The organism is Pseudomonas pisciculturae (genome assembly GCF_015461805.1).
GTDB classification, from domain to species: Bacteria; Pseudomonadota; Gammaproteobacteria; order Pseudomonadales; family Pseudomonadaceae; genus Aquipseudomonas; species Aquipseudomonas pisciculturae.
Window position 1 is genome coordinate 64,243 of the sequence record NZ_JACVZE010000001.1, and the last position, 16,635, is coordinate 80,877.

Genomic DNA, 16,635 nt, shown 5'->3' on the forward strand with positions numbered 1-16,635 from the left:
TTGTCGGCTTCCCGACATCATCAGCGATATTGAATGGCCTTCCTCGCACTCGGTATTAACCACAAGACTGCCTCTGTAGACGTGCGCGAGCGCGTGGCGTTTACGCCTGAGCAGTTGGTTGAGGCCTTGCAGCAGCTCTGCCGGCTCACCGACAGCCGCGAAGCTGCGATCCTTTCGACCTGCAATCGCAGCGAGCTTTATATAGAGCAGGAACATCTTTCAGCGGATGTCGTACTGCGCTGGCTGGCCGATTATCACCATTTGAGCCTCAACGAGCTGCGTGCGTGCGCTTATGTGCACGAAGAGGATGCGGCAGTTCGTCACATGATGCGTGTGGCGTCCGGTCTCGATTCGCTGGTGTTGGGTGAACCGCAGATTCTCGGTCAGATGAAGTCCGCCTACGCCGTTGCGCGTGAAGCCGGCACCGTTGGCCCGCTGCTGGGGCGCTTGTTCCAGGCCACGTTCAATTCGGCCAAGCAGGTGCGCACCGATACGGCCATCGGTGAAAACCCGGTGTCGGTGGCGTTTGCCGCCGTCAGCCTGGCCAAGCAGATTTTCAGTGACTTGCAGCGCAGCCAGGCCTTGTTGATCGGCGCCGGCGAGACCATCACTCTGGTCGCCCGCCACCTGCACGACCTGGGGGTCAAGCGTATCGTCGTCGCCAACCGTACCCTGGAGCGCGCGAGCATCCTCGCCGAACAGTTCGGTGCCCACGCCGTGCTGCTGGCGGATATCCCGGCCGAACTGGTGCGCAGCGATATCGTCATCAGCTCCACCGCCAGCCAATTGCCGATCCTCGGCAAAGGTGCGGTGGAAAGCGCGTTGAAACTGCGCAAGCACAAGCCGATTTTCATGGTGGATATCGCCGTTCCCCGGGATATCGAGCCCGAAGTCGGCGAGTTGGACGACGTTTACCTCTATAGCGTCGACGACCTGCACGAAGTGGTGGCCGAAAACCTCAAGAGCCGCCAGGGCGCTGCCCAGGCCGCCGAGGAAATGGTCAGCACCGGCGCCGAAGATTTCATGGTGCGCCTGCGTGAGCTGGCGGCGGTGGATGTGCTCAAGGCGTATCGTCAGCAGGGCGAACGCCTGCGCGACGAAGAGTTGATCAAGGCCCAGCGGTTATTGGCCAACGGCAGCAGCGCCGAAGACGTGCTGATGCAACTGGCCCGCGGCCTCACCAACAAACTGCTGCACGCACCCAGCGTACAATTAAAAAAGCTTACCGCCGAAGGCCGCCTCGATGCGCTGGCCATGGCCCAGGAACTCTTTGCCCTCGGTGAGGGCGCGTCAGAAAGCTCTTCGGATAAAAAACCGCAATGAAAGCGTCACTGCTCAATAAACTGGACGTGCTCCAGGACCGTTTCGAAGAACTGACCGCCTTGCTTGGCGATGGCGAAGTCATCTCCGATCAGACCAAGTTCCGCACTTATTCCAAGGAATACGCGGAAGTTGAGCCGATTGTGACCACCTATGGCCAATGGCTGAAAACCCAGGCCGACCTCGAAGGCGCTCAGGCGCTGCTCAAGGACAGCGACCCGGACATGCGCGAAATGGCCGTGGAAGAAGTCCGCGAAGCCAAAGATAAACTCGTCGCGCTGGAAGGCGACCTGCAACGCATGTTGCTGCCCAAAGACCCGAACGACGGGCGCAACGTGTTCCTCGAAATCCGCGCAGGCACCGGCGGTGATGAGGCGGCGATCTTCTCTGGCGACCTGTTCCGCATGTATTCGCGTTACGCCGAGCGTCGTGGCTGGCGGGTGGAGATCCTCTCTGAGAACGAAGGCGAGCATGGCGGCTATAAAGAAGTCATTGCGCGGGTTGAAGGCGACAACGTCTACGGCAAGCTGAAGTTCGAGTCTGGCGCGCATCGCGTACAGCGGGTTCCCGCCACCGAATCCCAGGGTCGCATCCACACCTCCGCCTGCACCGTGGCCGTGTTGCCCGAGCCGGACGAGCAGGAAGCCATCGAGATCAACCCGGCCGACTTGCGGGTCGACACCTACCGTTCGTCGGGCGCTGGCGGTCAGCACGTTAACAAGACCGACTCCGCTATCCGTATCACCCACTTGCCGTCGGGCATTGTGGTGGAGTGCCAGGAAGAACGCTCCCAGCACAAGAACCGTGCGCGGGCCATGTCCTGGCTGTCGGCCAAGCTCAACGACCAGCAGACCAGCGCCGCCGCCAACGCGATTGCCAGCGAGCGCAAGTTGCTGGTGGGCTCGGGCGACCGCTCCGAACGCATCCGTACTTATAACTTTGCCCAGGGCCGGGTGACCGACCACCGGGTCAACCTCACCCTGTATTCCCTGGACGAAATCCTTGCCGGTGGCGTCGACGCGGTGATCGAGCCGTTGCTCGCCGAATACCAGGCCGATCAGTTAGCGGCGATAGGTGAATAAATGACCATCATCGCCAGCCTGCTGCGCGCCGCCGACCTGCCCGACTCGCCCACTGCGCGCCTGGATGCCGAGCTTCTACTGGCGGCGGCTTTGGGCAAGTCCCGCAGTTACCTGCACACCTGGCCGGAAAAGATCGTTACCAGCGAAGACGCGCTGACCTTTGCCAGCTACCTGCAACGCCGCCGTGGCGGTGAGCCGGTGGCGTATATCCTTGGCCAGCAGGGCTTCTGGAAGCTCGACCTGGAGGTCGCGCCTCACACGTTGATTCCGCGCCCAGACACCGAATTGCTGGTGGAAGCCGCGCTGGAATTATTGCCGGCCACGCCCACCCAGGTGCTTGACCTTGGCACCGGCAGCGGTGCTATCGCCTTGGCGCTGGCCAGCGAGCGCCCAGCCTGGAAGGTCACCGCCGTCGACCGAGTACTGGAAGCTGTTGCCCTGGCCGAGCGCAATCGCCAGCGCCTGCACCTGAACAACGCCACGGTACTCAGCAGCCACTGGTTCAGCGCCCTGCAAGGCCGTACCTACGACCTGATCATCAGCAACCCGCCGTACATTGCCGCCAACGACCCACACCTGGCGGCCGGCGATGTACGCTTCGAACCGGCCAGCGCGCTGGTGGCGGGGCAGGATGGCCTGGACGACCTGCGCCACATCATCAAAGAGGCGCCGGCCCATTTGAAGGTCGGTGGCTGGCTGCTGCTCGAACACGGTTACGACCAGGCGCCGGCCGTGCGTGAGCTCTTACTGAAAGAAGGTTTCGAAGAGGTTCACAGCCGCATCGACCTCGGCGGCCACGAACGCATCACCCTGGGGCGCCGGCCGTGCTGACCGATCAGGAGCTGTTGCGCTATAGCCGACAGATTCTGTTGCAGCATGTCGACATCGATGGCCAATTGCGCCTGAAGAACGGCCGCGCCCTGATCATCGGCCTCGGTGGCCTGGGCGCGCCGGTGGCGTTGTATCTGGCGGCGGCAGGCGTCGGCGCGTTGCACCTGGCAGATTTCGACACCGTCGACCTCACCAACCTGCAACGCCAGATCATCCATGACACCGACAGCGTCGGGCAGACCAAGGTCGATTCGGCTCTGCGCCGCCTTACCGCGATCAACCCCGAGATCCAACTGATTGCCCATCGCACCGCGCTGGATGCCGATTCGCTCGCGGCGGCGGTAGCGGCGGTGGACGTGGTACTCGATTGCAGCGACAACTTCTCCACCCGCGAAGCCGTCAACGCGGCCTGTGTGGCTGCTGGCAAACCGTTGATCAGCGGCGCGGCGATTCGTCTTGAAGGGCAACTGTCGGTATTTGATCCGCGTCGCGCCGAGAGCCCGTGTTACCACTGTTTATACGGCCATGGCAGCGACACCGAACTCACCTGCAGCGAAGCCGGCGTGGTCGGCCCGCTGGTGGGCGTTGTCGGCAGCTTGCAAGCCTTGGAAGCCTTGAAGCTACTGGCCGGTTTCGGTGAGCCGTTGGTGGGCCGTTTGTTGCTGATCGATGCCTTGACCACACGTTTTCGCGAATTGCGCGTCAAGCGCGACCCCGGTTGCAGTGTGTGCGGGCCCTTGCATGGTTAAGGACGCGCCCATCGGTGTGTTCGATTCCGGCGTTGGCGGCTTGTCGGTGCTGGATGAAATCCAGCAATTGCTGCCCCACGAATCGCTGCTGTATGTGGCCGATTGCGGGCATATCCCTTATGGCGAGAAAAGTCCGGCGTTTATCCTTGAGCGTTCGCGGCAAGTCGCCGGGTTTTTCCGCGAAAAGGGCGCCAAGGCGTTTGTGATCGCCTGCAACACGGCGACCGTCGCGGCCGTTGCTGATTTACGCCAGGATTTCCCAGAGTGGCCGTTGGTGGGCATGGAGCCCGCCGTTAAACCCGCCGCCGCTGCCACCCGCAGTGGTGTAGTCGGCGTGCTCGCCACCACCGGCACCCTGCAAAGCGCCAAGTTCGCAGCCCTGCTCGACCGTTTTGCCACCGATGTGCGGGTGATCACCCAGCCGTGCCCAGGGCTGGTGGAGCTGATTGAAACCGGCGATCTGAACAGCCCGGCCCTACGCGTGATGTTGCAGGGCTATATCGAACCGCTGCTCAGCGCCGGTTGCGACACCATCATCCTCGGCTGCACCCATTACCCCTTTCTCAAGCCGCTCCTGGCGCAGATGCTGCCCCCCAGCATCATCCTCATCGACACCGGCGCCGCCGTGGCTCGCCAGCTCAAGCGGCTGCTGGGCGAGCGCGACCTGTTGGCCGCCGGCGAGGCTGAACCCGCCCAGTTCTGGACCAGCGGCGATGTGTGTCACCTAAGCAATATCCTGCCGACGCTATGGAAGTATCCCGGCGTCGTGCGAAGTTTCGGTGCGTGAAAAATTCGTGAAATACCGGTGTTATTAGCTGGAACTTCTGACTATTTGCCAGCTTCTATAGCGAGTTAGCTTGTACAAAACCCTATAACTTCGTTCGGCAAGGATGTTTCTTATGAAGCGCTTGTTCTGTTTGGCTGCGATTGCGGCCGTCGTAGTAGGACACTCTGTTTTGGCCCAGGCCGCCGGCCTGGAATTGGGTGTGGGGAGCACCAGTGATTCGACCATGACCTATCGGCTGGGGCTGACATCGGATTGGGACAAAAGCTGGTGGCAGAGCGATACCGGCCGATTGACCGGTTACTGGAGCGGCGCCTACACCTATTGGGACGGTGACAAGCGCGCCAGTGCCAGCAGCCTGTCGTTCTCGCCTGTGTTTGTGTATGAATTTGCCGGTGAGAGGGTCAAGCCCTACATCGAGGCAGGGATTGGCGTGGCAGTATTTTCCCGCACCAAGCTTGAAGACAACAACATCGGCCAGGCCTTCCAGTTCGAAGACCGCTTGGGTGTCGGCCTGCGCTTTGCCGGTGGGCATGAAGTGGGGATTCGTGCGATGCACTACTCCAACGCCGGCATCAGCAGCAATAACGACGGGGTAGAAAGCTACTCGCTGCACTACACCCTGGCGCTATAGCCCTTCTCCAATGTGGGAGGGGGCTTGCCCCCGATAGCTGAGTGTCAGTTAGCCCATCTGGTACTGATACACCGCCATCGGGGGCAAGCCCCCTCCCACATTTGGATCTCTACTCTCTTGGAATCAGCGGTAAGCAGTGGCAATCCCCTGCCGTTCTTCCAGGCACTCCGGCGCGCCCATCTCGAACTCCCGGCAAATCAACGGGCGTCGCTCATAGATCGTGCACATCATCGTGTCCCGATCCAGCGCCGCGCACCAGCCGTCGTCCAGGCGCAGCATGACTTCGCCGCCCCAATCGTCGGTGTCGATGTAACGCTCTGGCACGCCGGTGTCGGTGATCAGCATCACTTCCAGCTGGCAGCAGCAGGCCGCGCACGTCGAGCAGGTGACGGCGGGTTCGGCGATTTGGGTATGGGGGATGTTGGTCATAGGCGCGCAGTGTAAGGCAAGCCGGTGATGTGCGTATGGTTGCGCTGACGGGCGTCAGTGCCCAAGTTGGTCGGCGATCCAGTGCAGCAGGGGAAACAGCAGGGCCCAGAGCACGCTCAGGCCGATCAAGGTCGGCGTCGTGGCATAGCCGAAACTCACACCCGCCAACTGGCTGCCCGCGTAATACGACAGCGGCCCGCCTACGGCGCCCAACAGGCTGGCGCGCCACCAGGGCTGGGCGCTCCAGGCCAGGCAATGGCGCAGCGTCGTCGCCAGCACCGCCCACAGCAGTATCAGCCACATCGGAATCAGCGGCCCCGGCATGCTGAAATGAAACACACCAAACGTACGCAACGACGTGTCGATCACCGTCCCCAACAAGGTGATGGCGAGGATCACCTGCCCCTCCTTGGACCAGGCACTTACCCACAGCAGGTGGATGGCCAGCACGGCGACACCCACCAACAGCCATGGGCTATTGCCCCCCAACACACAGGCAAACCAGCCGCACTGGAACAGCACGGCGTTGGCCAGTGGTTTAAGCATTGAAGCGCCCGAGCAGCGGCGGGTTGAGGGCGGCCGGTTTGGCCAGCAGTAATTGCGCGGTGCCAATGGTGCGCTCCATAAACCCACCCTCGCAGTAGCACAGGTAAAACTCCCACAAACGCAGGAAGTACTCGTCGTAGCCCAACTCCCCAAGGCGGCCATGGGCTCGGCGAAAGTTCTCATGCCACAGGCGCAGGGTGCGTGCGTAATGCAGGCCGAAATCCTCCATGTGCATCAGGTTCATGTCGGTGTCGCGGCTGACGATCTCCAGCATCTTCTGCATGCAGGGCAGGGCGCCGCCGGGGAAGATATACCGCTGGATAAAATCGACGTTGTGCTTGGCCTGCTCGTAGCGCTGGTCACGAATGGTGATGGCTTGCAGCAGCATCAGGCCATCGCTCTTGAGCAACTGCGCGCATTGCTTGAAGTAGGTGGGCAGGAAGCGATGGCCCACCGCTTCGATCATCTCGATAGACACCAGCTTGTCGTAGTAGCCGGTGAGGTCGCGGTAGTCCTGCAATAGCAGCGTCACCTGGCCCTTCAAGCCCAGCGCCTCGATGCGTTTTTCGGTGTAGGCGAACTGCTCTTTCGACAGGGTTGTAGTGGTGACCTTGCACCCATAGTGCTGCGCTGCATACAGCGCCATGCTGCCCCAGCCGGTGCCGATTTCCAGCAGGTGATCGTCGGGCTTGAGCGCGAGTTTCTGGCAGATGCGCTCCAGTTTGTTCAATTGCGCCTGTTCCAGCGTGTCGTCGGGGGTCAGAAATTGCGCCGCCGAATACATCATGGTGGGGTCGAGGAATTCTTCGAACAGGTCATTGCCCAGGTCGTAGTGGGCGGCGATGTTTTTCTGCGAGCCTTTGCGCGTATTGCGGTTCAGCCAGTGCAGGCCTCTGGTGATGGGGCGTGCCACGCGCGCCAGGCCGCCTTCCATCGCGTCGAGTACGTCGAGGTTACTGACCATCACGCGCACTACGGTGGTCAGGTCCGGGCTGCTCCAGTAACCGTGAATATACGCCTCGCCGGCGCCGATGGAACCATTGGCCGCCACCATCCCCCACACTGCCGGGTCGAGAATCTGGATTTCTCCCAGCAACTGCGCTTCCCGTGCGCCAAACACCCGGCGCTCGCCGTCCTCGATCACCACCAGTTGACCGTGGCGAAGCTGGCCGAGTTGACGCAGCACCGCCTTGCGCAGCAGTGCAGTGGTCATGCCGTTGACGTTCAGGCGGTTGGCCTTGACCGATAAGCTAGGGGTTTTCATGGCGGCGATCCTTGGTATACCCGACTGCAGTGCTGGAGACGCCATCGGCGGCCTGGTGGGAAAAAATCGGTGTGCGTTTGAGTAACAGGCGAAGCGCCTGCCAGTAAATCGCGAGGCAGGTCTTGGCGGTCATCCACGGAAAGCGCCACAGGTAGCGATGCAGGCTGGCGCGATTCAGTGCTTCTTTTTCAAGGCTCAAGGTGGCATCGAAGACTTTTTGCGCACCCTGCCAGTCGGCCATATGCACGCCGAGACGGGCGGCGGGTGGGCTGAAGCTCATGCGGTATTCCAGGTCGCGAGGCAAAAACGGCGACACATGAAACGCCTTGGCCACGGCGAAATGCTGGTGTTCATCGGCATCCAGCGCCTGGGCGGGAAGCACGTAGTGGTAGCGCTCGCGCCATGGGGTGTTGGTCACTTCACACAGGATCGCAGCCAGTTGCCCATCGGCCTCGAAGCAGTAGAAGAAACTCACGGGGTTAAAAGCCAGGCCCCAACTGCGGGCCTGGGTCAGCAGGCAGATAACGCCCTGGGGTGTACGCCCCAAGGCCTTGCCGACTTCCTGGCGCACGGCATCGCTCAAGCTCATGCCGGTGCGCGTCAATTCACGCAGGTAATCCTGCTGGCGAAACCCGAAGGGCGCAAAACGACTGCGCCCGGCGAGGGGCGAGAGCCCCAGCACGAGGTGTTCTTCGCTTAAATCCAGGTACAGCAGGCCGATGCGGTAGCGAAAGGCGTGGGCCTTGGGCGTAAATCGGCGATGGGCAATCCAGCCGCTGTACAGGGCGCTGTTCACAGGCTTTCCCCAAAGGCTTGGGCGACGCGCAGAGCGCTGACCACGCCGTCTTCGTGAAAACCGTTGGCCCAGTAGGCGCCGCAGTAAAAGGTGTTGCGCACGCCAGAGACTTCTTCCCAGCGCCCTTGGGCTGCTACCGCCGCCAGGCTGTATTGCGGGTGAGCGTAGGTGTAGCGGGCCAACACTTTGAGCGGGTTGATTGCTGATGTTTGGTTAAGGCTGACGCAAAACGTGGTGGCGCTGTCGATGCCTTGCAGGATGTTCATGTCGTAGGTCACGGCCGCCTGGGCCTGCGCATTGCCGCTGAGCCGGTAATTCCAGCTCGCCCAGGCCAGTTTACGGTCGGGCAACAGGCGGGTGTCGGTGTGTAGCACCACGTCGTTATCGGCGTAGGGCATAGCGCCGAGGATCTCGTGTTCGGCCTGGGTCGGGTCGGCGAGCAAGGCCAGGGCCTGGTCGCTGTGGCAGGCGAACACCACGCGGTCGAAGGTCTCTGCGCCCATGGCGCTGTGGATAACCACGCTGTCGTCGGTGCGCTCAACTTTATCCACAGGGCAATTGAGGCGAATCTGCTCGCGAAAGCTGTGGGTCAGCGGTTCGATGTAGCGGCTGGAGCCGCCCTCGATCACGCACCACTGCGGGCGATTACTCACCGAGAGCAGGCCGTGGTTCTTGAAGAAGCGCACAAAGAACTGCAACGGAAAGCCCAGCATGTCGGCCAGGGACATCGACCAGATCGCCGCGCCCATCGGCACGATGTAATGCCGGATAAACCGCTCGCCGTAACCGCCCGCCGCGAGGTAGTCGCCCAAGGTCATGTCGGCGCTGATGCGCTGCTCTTGCAGGTCCAGCGGCGCCTGGCGGTTGAAGCGCAGAATGTCACGCAACATCCCCCAGAACCCCGGCGACAGGATGTTGCGCCGCTGGGCAAACAGGCTGTTGAGGTTATTGCCGTTGTACTCAAGGCCAGAGTTTTCATCGCACACCGAAAAACTCATTTCGGTGGGTTTAAACGTCACCCCGATCTGCCCCAGCAAGCGGATGAAGTTGGGGTAGGTCCAGTCGTTGAACACGATAAAACCCGTGTCCACCGCATAGCTTTTGCCCTCGACGGTCACATTGACCGTATGGGTATGCCCGCCGATGCGGTCGCCCGCTTCAAACACGGTGATCTCGTGCTGGCGACTGAGCAGATAGGCACTGGTAAGCCCGGCAATGCCGCTGCCGATAATGGCGATCTTCACAGGTCGTCCTTTTTCGGCGGTGGGCTGCGCAGCATGCGCTTGCCGATGATCAGTTGCGCACGGGCGGGCAGCTTCGACAGAGGCCACAGGGTGGCGATAAACAGCGCCGGAAAGGCGATTTCAAGTGGGCGTTTATGCAGCTTGGCAAAGATATGTTTAGCGGCTTTATCTGCCGGCCAGCTCAGTGGCATGGGAAAGTCGTTGCGCTCGGTCAGTGGCGTGTCGACAAAGCCTGGGCTGATCACCGTCACGTCGATATTTTCTGTCGACAGGCTGATGCGCAGGGATTCGAACAGGTAACGCAGGCCCGCCTTCGATGCGCCGTAGGCCTCGGCGCGGGGCATCGGCAGGTAGGTCACCGCGCTTGCGACGCCGACCAAGTGCGGCGTGTGGCCCGCGCGCAAAAGCGGCAGGGCGGCTTCGATGCAGTAACTGCTGGCCAGCAGGTTGGTGCGCACCACGTGTTCGATGATGGAGGCGTCAAATTGCTTGGCGTCCACATATTCGCAGGTGCCCGCGTTGAGGATCACGGTGTCCAGCGCCCCCCATTCGGTCGCGATCTGTTCACCGATTTCACGTACCGTCTGGCTGTTGGTCAAATCGCCAGCCACCACCAGGACTTGCCCTGGATAGTGTTCGGCCAGGGTGTCCAGCGGGGCTCTTGAGCGTGAGCTGACGGCAACGTGTGCGCCGCTTTCAAGCAGCTCGATCGCCAGTGCGGCACCAATGCCACTGCTGGCACCGGTCAACCAATAACGACGGGGAGACACTGTGTTCATCCCACTCTCCTTTTCAGCCAGCCGACGACGCCGCCCAGCACGGGCAGGTGTTCATAGAGCATGGCGCCGGCATCGAAATAGTCGCGATGGCGGTAGACCTTGTCGCGCCATAGCAAGTGCGAGCAGCCTTCCACCCGGATAACCTTGCCGCCGGCCAGGCGCGGGTGGCAAAAGCTCATCTTCCAGCGCAGGTAACCCTCGCCCTCGGCCACTTGATCAAACCCGTGGAAGTCGAAGCGCAGCTGGGTGACATTGCTGTAGAGCTCTGCGAAATAACTGTGCAGGGCGGTGAGCCCGTGCACCTCATGCAGCGGGTCGGTAAACGCGATGTCTTTGCTGTAGAGGCTGTCGAGCAGGTGCAAGTTGTGCTTGTCCAGCGTGGCAAAGGCCTGGGCGAAGCGCTGCAAGAAGTCACTCATGTTCACCTCCGGCCGCTTCCCGTGACGGCAGGCTGCGGAAGGCTGCCAGGGCACGCTCGCGGGATTTCTTCAGGTCGACAATCGAGCGCGGGTAATCCGCTACGCCGAACAGGCCGCCGACAGCTTCGGGGTTGTGGACTTCTTTTTTGTTCAGTGCGGCCAGCTCTGGCAGCCAGCGTTTGATAAACACGCCTTCACCATCGAATTTTTCCGACTGGCTCAACGGGCTGAAAATCCGGAAATACGGCGCCGAATCGGTACCGGTGGACGAGCTCCACTGCCAGCCGCCGTTGTTGGCCGCCAGGTCGCCGTCGATCAGGTGGCGCATAAAGAAACGCTCGCCCTCACGCCAGTCGATCAACAGGTTCTTGGTCAGGAACATCGCCACCACCATGCGCAGGCGGTTGTGCATCCAGCCGGTTTCGAGCAACTGGCGCATGGCGGCGTCGATGATCGGTAGGCCGGTGCGCGCCTCCTGCCAGGCGGCCAGGTCCTTGGGGGCGTTGCGCCACGCCACGGCTTCGGTTTCAGGGCGGAACGCACGGTGGCGCGACACCCGTGGGTAGCCCACCAGAATGTGTTTGTAGAACTCTCGCCACAGCAGCTCGTTGATCCAGGTGATGGCGCCCATGTCGCCACTTTCGAACTCGCCCTGGTTGGTTTGCAGCGCGGCATGCAGGCACTGGCGTGGCGAAACCACGCCCGCCGCGAGATACGCTGAGAGCTGGCTGGTGCCGGGTTTGGCCGGGAAGTCGCGCTCGTCCTTGTAGTAGCTGATCTGCTGATCGGCAAAGGTATCGAGGCGACGCCGCGCTTCGTCTTCACCGGCAGGCCACAGGGCGCGCAGGGTTTCGCTAGGGGGCTCAAAGCCATCAACGGTGTGCGGGATGGGATCGCTTTTAAGCTTGATCGCAGCCTGCGCTTTCGGCGCTGCCACCAAGCGCGGCAGGCTGCTGTGCAAGCGGGTGTAGCAGACCTTGCGAAACTGGCTGAACACCTTGAAGTAGGTGTCGGTTTTGGTCAGCACGCTGCCGGGCTGGAAAAACAATTGATCCAAGTAGCTATGGAAGGTCACGCCGTCGGCTTCCAGCGCTTTGGACACCGCTGCGTCACGACGGCTTTCGTGGATGCCGTATTCTTCGTTGACGTGCACCGACTCCACCGACAGTTCGCGGCACAGTTGGCTCAACACGGCGGGCGCATTGTTCCAGGTCGGGGCAGTGCGGATCAGCAGTGGAACATTCAGTTCAGCCAACGCCTTGCTCAGGTGTTGCAGGTTGCGCAACCAGAAGTCCACTTTGCACGGCGCATCGTCGTGGGCCCGCCACTGCTCGGGTGTGATCAGGTACACAGCCGCCATCGGACCCCGCTGGCTCGCGGCGGTCAGGGCGGTGTTGTCGTGTAGGCGCAGGTCGGTGCGCAGCCAGATCAGATGCATTTAAACGATTCCACGCTGGATCAGTAGCTGATGGGCCGACAACGGGTCTTCGGCCACGAACAATTGCGGGGTGTCACGGGTTAATACCGAGAACTCGTCCTGATGGATGCACACCGTTGGTCCGGCAATTAACGTTGGGCAACCCACACCGCTCAGAAGTTTTGTGAGTGCCGACAAGTGGAGGGCTTTGCTGGAATACAGCAGCACGGCACGCGGTTTCAGGTGTTCCACTGCCAAGGCCAGTTCGCCGGCTGGCAGCGGCCAATCGAACACTTCCACCGGGCAGTCGGCACTGCTGGCCAGCCAGGCGCTGAGCCACAGGTGCGGCTCAAGGGGCAGGTCGGAATGGTTGACCAGCAGCAGCGGCGCGCCGTGGAGTTGGCGATTGTTGTGGTAGATGCGCGCGCCAAACTTGCTGCGCAGCCATGACAGGAAAAACACCCGTTCCATCTGCGCGCCAAACTGGCCTTGCCAGCGCTGTTCGAGGTCGTTGAGCAGCGGCAGCATGAGTTGCTCGCACAAAGTGCGCGGCGGGTACAGCGCCATGGCCTGGTTGAAGGCATCGTCGACCCGGCGTTCGGCCAGTTCGCTGATGGCGTTCACCAGGGTCTGGCGCAGGGCGTGCCATTCATTTTCGACGGCATCGGGAATCGGTTGGGCGGAGTCGATCAGGCCTTTGACCTGGCTGACCGGCACGCCGCGATTGAGCCAGGTGAGGATGGTGTGGATGCGTTGCACGTGTTCGGCACTGAACAGGCGATGGCCCTTGGGCGTGCGCTGCGGCACGATCAGGCCATAGCGGCGCTCCCAGGCGCGCAGCGTCACGGCGTTGACGCCGGTCTGGCGCGCCACTTCGCGAATCGGCAGCCAGCCTTCTTCAAGGGCTTGGGCGAGGTCTTCGCCGGGTTCTTCCAGCAGGGCAGGGGTCATCATCTAGATCGCATTTCGCAGGCTGAGGTTTTCCGGGTGCGGCTGCAGGTAGGCCTGCTGCGCGATGTAGCGGTCCGGGTGTTGACGAAAGTGGTGTTTGAGCAAGGTCAGCGGCACTACGAGAGGTACGACACCGTGGCGGTATTGGCCGATGACAGTCTGCATTTCCTGTTTGTCATCGGCGCTGATGACCTGCTTGAGGTAGCCGCTGATGTGTTGCAGCACATTGGTGTGGGTGCCACGGGTGGCGCATTGCGTCAGGCCAGTCATCAAGTCGCTGAAATAGCAGGCGGCGAGTTCGTCGAGTTGGGTGCCCTTGCTCATGCTGCCCAACAGCTGCCCGAGGCTTTTGTAGTGCGCTGGACTGTGGGCCATCAGCAGGTATTTGTAGCGTGAGTGAAAGGCCAGCAGGCGGTGGCGGGTCAGGCCTTCGGCGAGCAGTTGTTGCCAGCTGGCATAAACAAACACGCGGGTGAGGAAGTTTTCCCGTAGCACCGGGTCATTCAGCCGGCCGTCTTCTTCCACCGGCAAATTGGGGTGACGTGAGCAGAACGCCTGGGCGTAGATACCCCGCCCGCCACCGTCCACTGGCGTACCGTTGTCGCGGTAGACCTTGACCCGTTCCAGGCCGCAAGAGGGCGACTTTTGCATAAAGATGTAACCGCACAGATCGGTGTGCTCTGCGGCCATTTGCTGACCGTAGTCGTCCAACGGTTGGGTCACGTTGAGTTCGCGGTGCACGGTGCCGACCGCCTGCGGGTGGGCGGGGTCACCCACCAGGCGAATCGGTTCACGAGGAATGCCTAGGCCGATGGCGACCTCGGGGCACAGTGGCACAAAGTCGAAGTAATCGGCGAGGGTTTGGCTGCACAGCAGGGATTGTTTATGTCCGCCGTTGAAGCGCACGTTCTCGCCCAACAGGCAGGCGCTGATGGCGATCTTCGGTTTGCGGGTGTTGGACATGGGCGAACCTCTGCAAGATTCCTGTACAAGATAGTGATCTTGTACAACTAAATCTCATCATAGGTTCGATGCTGTACAAGTCAAATTATTTGTACAAGTATTTTGCAGTGGCTATTGCCAGCCGATTTTCCAGTTATCGGCGTTTTGCAGGGTTTGCCAGCCGAGGCGTTCGGCGCGCCGGGTCATGACGGCTTGCAGCTCGATTTCCAGTACGGTGCCTTCTTCATCACGAAACAGCTCGGTGACCAGGAAGTGCTTTTCCTTGTTTTGAGGGCGTGCTGCTGTCCACTTCGACAGCAGCAATTTGGCGGGGTTGATGCGGTTCATTGCAGGTGCTCGATCAAGCGCCGCGCGGCTTCTTGACCGCTGAGCCAGGCACCTTCCACGCGCCCTGACAGGCACCAGTCGCCGCACACGTACAGGCCCAGGTCGGCGTCGGCCAGCACGCCGAATTCGTGGCTGTTGGACGGCCGTGCGTAGAGCCAGCGGTGCGCCAGGCTGAAGGACGGCGCGGGCATGGCGCTGTGCAGCAGTTCGGCGAACGCGCCGTGCAGATGTTCGATCACGGCTTCCTTGGGCAGGTCGAGGTGGGCCTTGCTCCAGGCGCTGGTGGCGTGTAGCACCCAGGTGTCTTGTAGGGCGTCGCGTCCAGGTTTACTGCGGTTGCGCGCCAGCCAGTCGAGGGGGCTGTCTTGCACGAAGCAGCCTTCCATGGGCGTATCCAGCGGTTTGTCGAAGGCCAGGGCGACGGCCCACGTCGGGTCCATTTTCACGCCGGCGGCGGCACTTGCCAGCTTGGGCGCGGCGGCCAGCAGGGCGGTAGCTTGTGGCGCGGGAGTGGCAATGACGACGTGGCTGAACGGGCCATGGCTTTCGCCGTCGGCGTCCAGCAGGTTCCAATGTTGGGTGCCTTGGAACACTTCAGTAATACGGCAACCGAACGCCACCGGCAGATCATCGAGCAGGGCGCGGGTGATGGCGCTCATGCGCGGCGTGCCGACCCAGCGGATCTGTTCATCGGGGGAGGGGGTCAGTTGGCCGGACTTGAAGTTGTACAGCTGGGGCTTCCACTGTTCGGCCCAACCGTTGCTTTGCCAACGCTGCACTTCGTTGACGAAGCGCCGGTCGCGGGCGGTGAAGTATTGCGCGCCCATGTCCAGTGCGCCGGCGTCGCTGCGCTTGCTGGACATGCGGCCACCACTGCCGCGGCTTTTATCGAAGAGTTGTACAACGTGCCCCGCGTCTTGTAACGCTCGGGCGGCGGAGAGACCGGCGATGCCGGTGCCAATGATCGCGATGGGAACAGTCATGGGGGGCCTCGTTTTACCTGTGTGCACAGACTACGCCGACACCAATAGCTGTACAATATTGTTTTTTGGTATAACTTTTGGCGTTCCTGTTCTAACGGCGTAGCCTATGGTTAAAGCTGAGGCTTAAACCAACGTTACGCCCGGGTACCAATGATCCCTGCTTATAAAATAGACCAGTGATCGGCGGCGAACGTTACATGAGGAGCGTCCCATGCATATTTTGCTGACCGGCGGTACGGGGTTGATCGGCCGTCAACTGTGCCAACACTGGCTCGCGCAGGGCCATCGCCTGACGGTGTGGAGTCGCCACCCGGAACAGGTCGCCAAGGTATGCGGCGCTCAGGTGTCGGGAGTCGACCGCTTACAACAGGTTATCGGCCCGGTGGACGCAGTCGTTAACCTGGCCGGCGCGCCCATTGCAGACCGGCCCTGGACCCACAAGCGTAAAGCCTTGCTGTGGAGCAGCCGCATCGGCCTCACTGAAACCTTGCTGGCGTGGCTCGAAGGCCTTGAGCAAAAACCGGCGGTGCTGGTTTCCGGTTCGGCCGTGGGGTGGTACGGCGACGGCGGCGAGCGCGAATTGACCGAGGCCAGCGGCCCGGTGCAAGACGACTTCCCCAGCCAGCTCTGTATTGCCTGGGAAGAAACCGCCCAACGCGCCGAAGCCTTGGGCATCCGCGTGGTATTGGTGCGTACCGGCCTTGTGCTCGCGGCTGAGGGCGGCTTTTTGTCGCGGCTGTTGTTGCCGTTCAAACTGGCGCTGGGCGGGCCTATCGGCAATGGTCGCCAGTGGATGCCGTGGGTGCATATCAAGGATCAAATCGCCCTGATTGATTTTCTTCTGCACAAGCCTGACGCCAGTGGTCCTTATAATGCCTGCGCGCCACACCCGGTACGTAACCGCGAGTTTGCCAAGACGCTCGGCCAGGTGCTGCACCGTCCGGCGTTCATGCCGATGCCGGCCTTCGCGTTGAAGGTGGGCCTGGGCGAGTTGTCCGGCCTGTTGTTGGGCGGGCAGAAGGCATTGCCCGAGCGCTTGCTGGCCGCCGGTTTCACTTTTCAGTTCACTGAGTTGCGTGCGGCTCTGGACGACTTGTCCAGCCGCCTCTAGAGATAG

Annotated in this window: 19 protein-coding genes; 7 read left to right on the forward strand and 12 right to left on the reverse strand. The window is 61.6% G+C overall.

From position 1 onward, the window contains the following. Window positions 1-33: 33 nt before the first annotated feature. The 6 genes from hemA to ICY20_RS00350 all read left to right on the forward strand — a co-directional run bounded on the left by hemA (window position 34) and on the right by ICY20_RS00350 (window position 5,400). The gene (hemA, locus tag ICY20_RS00325) at window positions 34-1,323 is read left to right on the forward strand and encodes a glutamyl-tRNA reductase (protein WP_159958889.1); all 1,290 of its coding nucleotides are present in this window, start codon (window positions 34-36) and stop codon (window positions 1,321-1,323) included. After that, entirely contained in the window at window positions 1,320-2,402 is a 1,083-nt protein-coding gene (gene prfA / locus ICY20_RS00330) for a peptide chain release factor 1 (RefSeq protein WP_159958891.1), read from the forward strand. Before hemA ends, prfA begins: the two co-directional genes overlap by 4 nt. Further along, a complete protein-coding gene (gene prmC / locus ICY20_RS00335) occupies window positions 2,403-3,233 on the forward strand; it encodes a peptide chain release factor N(5)-glutamine methyltransferase (protein ID WP_159958893.1) in 831 nt (276 codons plus the stop codon). Further along, window positions 3,227-3,982 (forward strand): molybdopterin-synthase adenylyltransferase MoeB, encoded by a 756-nt coding sequence (gene moeB / locus ICY20_RS00340; RefSeq protein ID WP_159958895.1) that lies wholly within the window; start codon window positions 3,227-3,229, stop codon window positions 3,980-3,982. Before prmC ends, moeB begins: the two co-directional genes overlap by 7 nt. After that, window positions 3,975-4,769 (forward strand): glutamate racemase, encoded by a 795-nt coding sequence (gene murI / locus ICY20_RS00345; RefSeq protein WP_159958897.1) that lies wholly within the window; start codon window positions 3,975-3,977, stop codon window positions 4,767-4,769. The genes moeB and murI overlap by 8 nt, the downstream gene beginning before the upstream one ends. Before the next feature lie 112 nt (window positions 4,770-4,881). Further along, window positions 4,882-5,400 carry an acyloxyacyl hydrolase gene (locus tag ICY20_RS00350; protein WP_159958899.1) on the forward strand — a complete coding sequence of 173 codons (519 nt, stop codon included), beginning with the start codon at window positions 4,882-4,884 and terminating at the stop codon, window positions 5,398-5,400. 123 nt (window positions 5,401-5,523) lie between these two features. On the opposite strand, the gene ICY20_RS00355 is transcribed toward ICY20_RS00350, so the two are convergent. The 12 genes from ICY20_RS00355 to ICY20_RS00410 all read right to left on the reverse strand — a co-directional run bounded on the left by ICY20_RS00355 (window position 5,524) and on the right by ICY20_RS00410 (window position 15,518). Next, window positions 5,524-5,829, reverse strand: coding sequence for a YkgJ family cysteine cluster protein (locus ICY20_RS00355; protein WP_071491045.1), 306 nt, complete (start codon window positions 5,827-5,829; stop codon window positions 5,524-5,526). A gap of 54 nt (window positions 5,830-5,883) precedes the next feature. Further along, window positions 5,884-6,375: a DUF2878 domain-containing protein gene (locus tag ICY20_RS00360; RefSeq protein ID WP_159958901.1), complete on the reverse strand. Its 492-nt coding sequence runs from the start codon at window positions 6,373-6,375 to the stop codon at window positions 5,884-5,886. Then, window positions 6,368-7,639 (reverse strand): SAM-dependent methyltransferase, encoded by a 1,272-nt coding sequence (locus tag ICY20_RS00365; RefSeq protein ID WP_159958903.1) that lies wholly within the window; start codon window positions 7,637-7,639, stop codon window positions 6,368-6,370. Before ICY20_RS00365 ends, ICY20_RS00360 begins: the two co-directional genes overlap by 8 nt. Further along, on the reverse strand, window positions 7,626-8,435 hold the full coding sequence (locus ICY20_RS00370) for a DUF1365 domain-containing protein (protein WP_194936715.1): 810 nt from the start codon (window positions 8,433-8,435) through the stop codon (window positions 7,626-7,628). Before ICY20_RS00370 ends, ICY20_RS00365 begins: the two co-directional genes overlap by 14 nt. Then, window positions 8,432-9,679 (reverse strand): NAD(P)/FAD-dependent oxidoreductase, encoded by a 1,248-nt coding sequence (locus tag ICY20_RS00375; RefSeq protein ID WP_194936716.1) that lies wholly within the window; start codon window positions 9,677-9,679, stop codon window positions 8,432-8,434. The genes ICY20_RS00370 and ICY20_RS00375 overlap by 4 nt, the downstream gene beginning before the upstream one ends. Then, window positions 9,676-10,458, reverse strand: a complete 783-nt coding sequence (locus ICY20_RS00380) for an SDR family NAD(P)-dependent oxidoreductase (protein WP_194936717.1) — start codon at window positions 10,456-10,458, stop codon at window positions 9,676-9,678. The genes ICY20_RS00375 and ICY20_RS00380 overlap by 4 nt, the downstream gene beginning before the upstream one ends. Continuing rightward, window positions 10,455-10,877, reverse strand: coding sequence for a nuclear transport factor 2 family protein (locus ICY20_RS00385; protein WP_159958911.1), 423 nt, complete (start codon window positions 10,875-10,877; stop codon window positions 10,455-10,457). The genes ICY20_RS00380 and ICY20_RS00385 overlap by 4 nt, the downstream gene beginning before the upstream one ends. Then, window positions 10,870-12,315, reverse strand: coding sequence for a deoxyribodipyrimidine photo-lyase (gene phrB, locus ICY20_RS00390; RefSeq protein WP_159958913.1), 1,446 nt, complete (start codon window positions 12,313-12,315; stop codon window positions 10,870-10,872). The genes ICY20_RS00385 and phrB overlap by 8 nt, the downstream gene beginning before the upstream one ends. Continuing rightward, a complete protein-coding gene (locus tag ICY20_RS00395) occupies window positions 12,316-13,245 on the reverse strand; it encodes a MerR family transcriptional regulator (RefSeq protein ID WP_159958915.1) in 930 nt (309 codons plus the stop codon). Window positions 13,246-13,248: 3 nt separating this feature from the next. Then, window positions 13,249-14,208 carry a YbgA family protein gene (locus ICY20_RS00400; protein WP_194936718.1) on the reverse strand — a complete coding sequence of 320 codons (960 nt, stop codon included), beginning with the start codon at window positions 14,206-14,208 and terminating at the stop codon, window positions 13,249-13,251. A 111-nt stretch (window positions 14,209-14,319) separates the two neighbouring features. Continuing rightward, window positions 14,320-14,535: a TIGR02450 family Trp-rich protein gene (locus tag ICY20_RS00405; protein WP_194936719.1), complete on the reverse strand. Its 216-nt coding sequence runs from the start codon at window positions 14,533-14,535 to the stop codon at window positions 14,320-14,322. Then, on the reverse strand, window positions 14,532-15,518 hold the full coding sequence (locus ICY20_RS00410) for an NAD(P)/FAD-dependent oxidoreductase (RefSeq protein WP_194936720.1): 987 nt from the start codon (window positions 15,516-15,518) through the stop codon (window positions 14,532-14,534). The genes ICY20_RS00405 and ICY20_RS00410 overlap by 4 nt, the downstream gene beginning before the upstream one ends. Before the next feature lie 211 nt (window positions 15,519-15,729). Between ICY20_RS00410 and ICY20_RS00415 the strand changes: the two genes are divergently transcribed. Beyond that, window positions 15,730-16,629 (forward strand): TIGR01777 family oxidoreductase, encoded by a 900-nt coding sequence (locus ICY20_RS00415; RefSeq protein WP_159958923.1) that lies wholly within the window; start codon window positions 15,730-15,732, stop codon window positions 16,627-16,629. Window positions 16,630-16,635 lie beyond the last annotated feature (6 nt).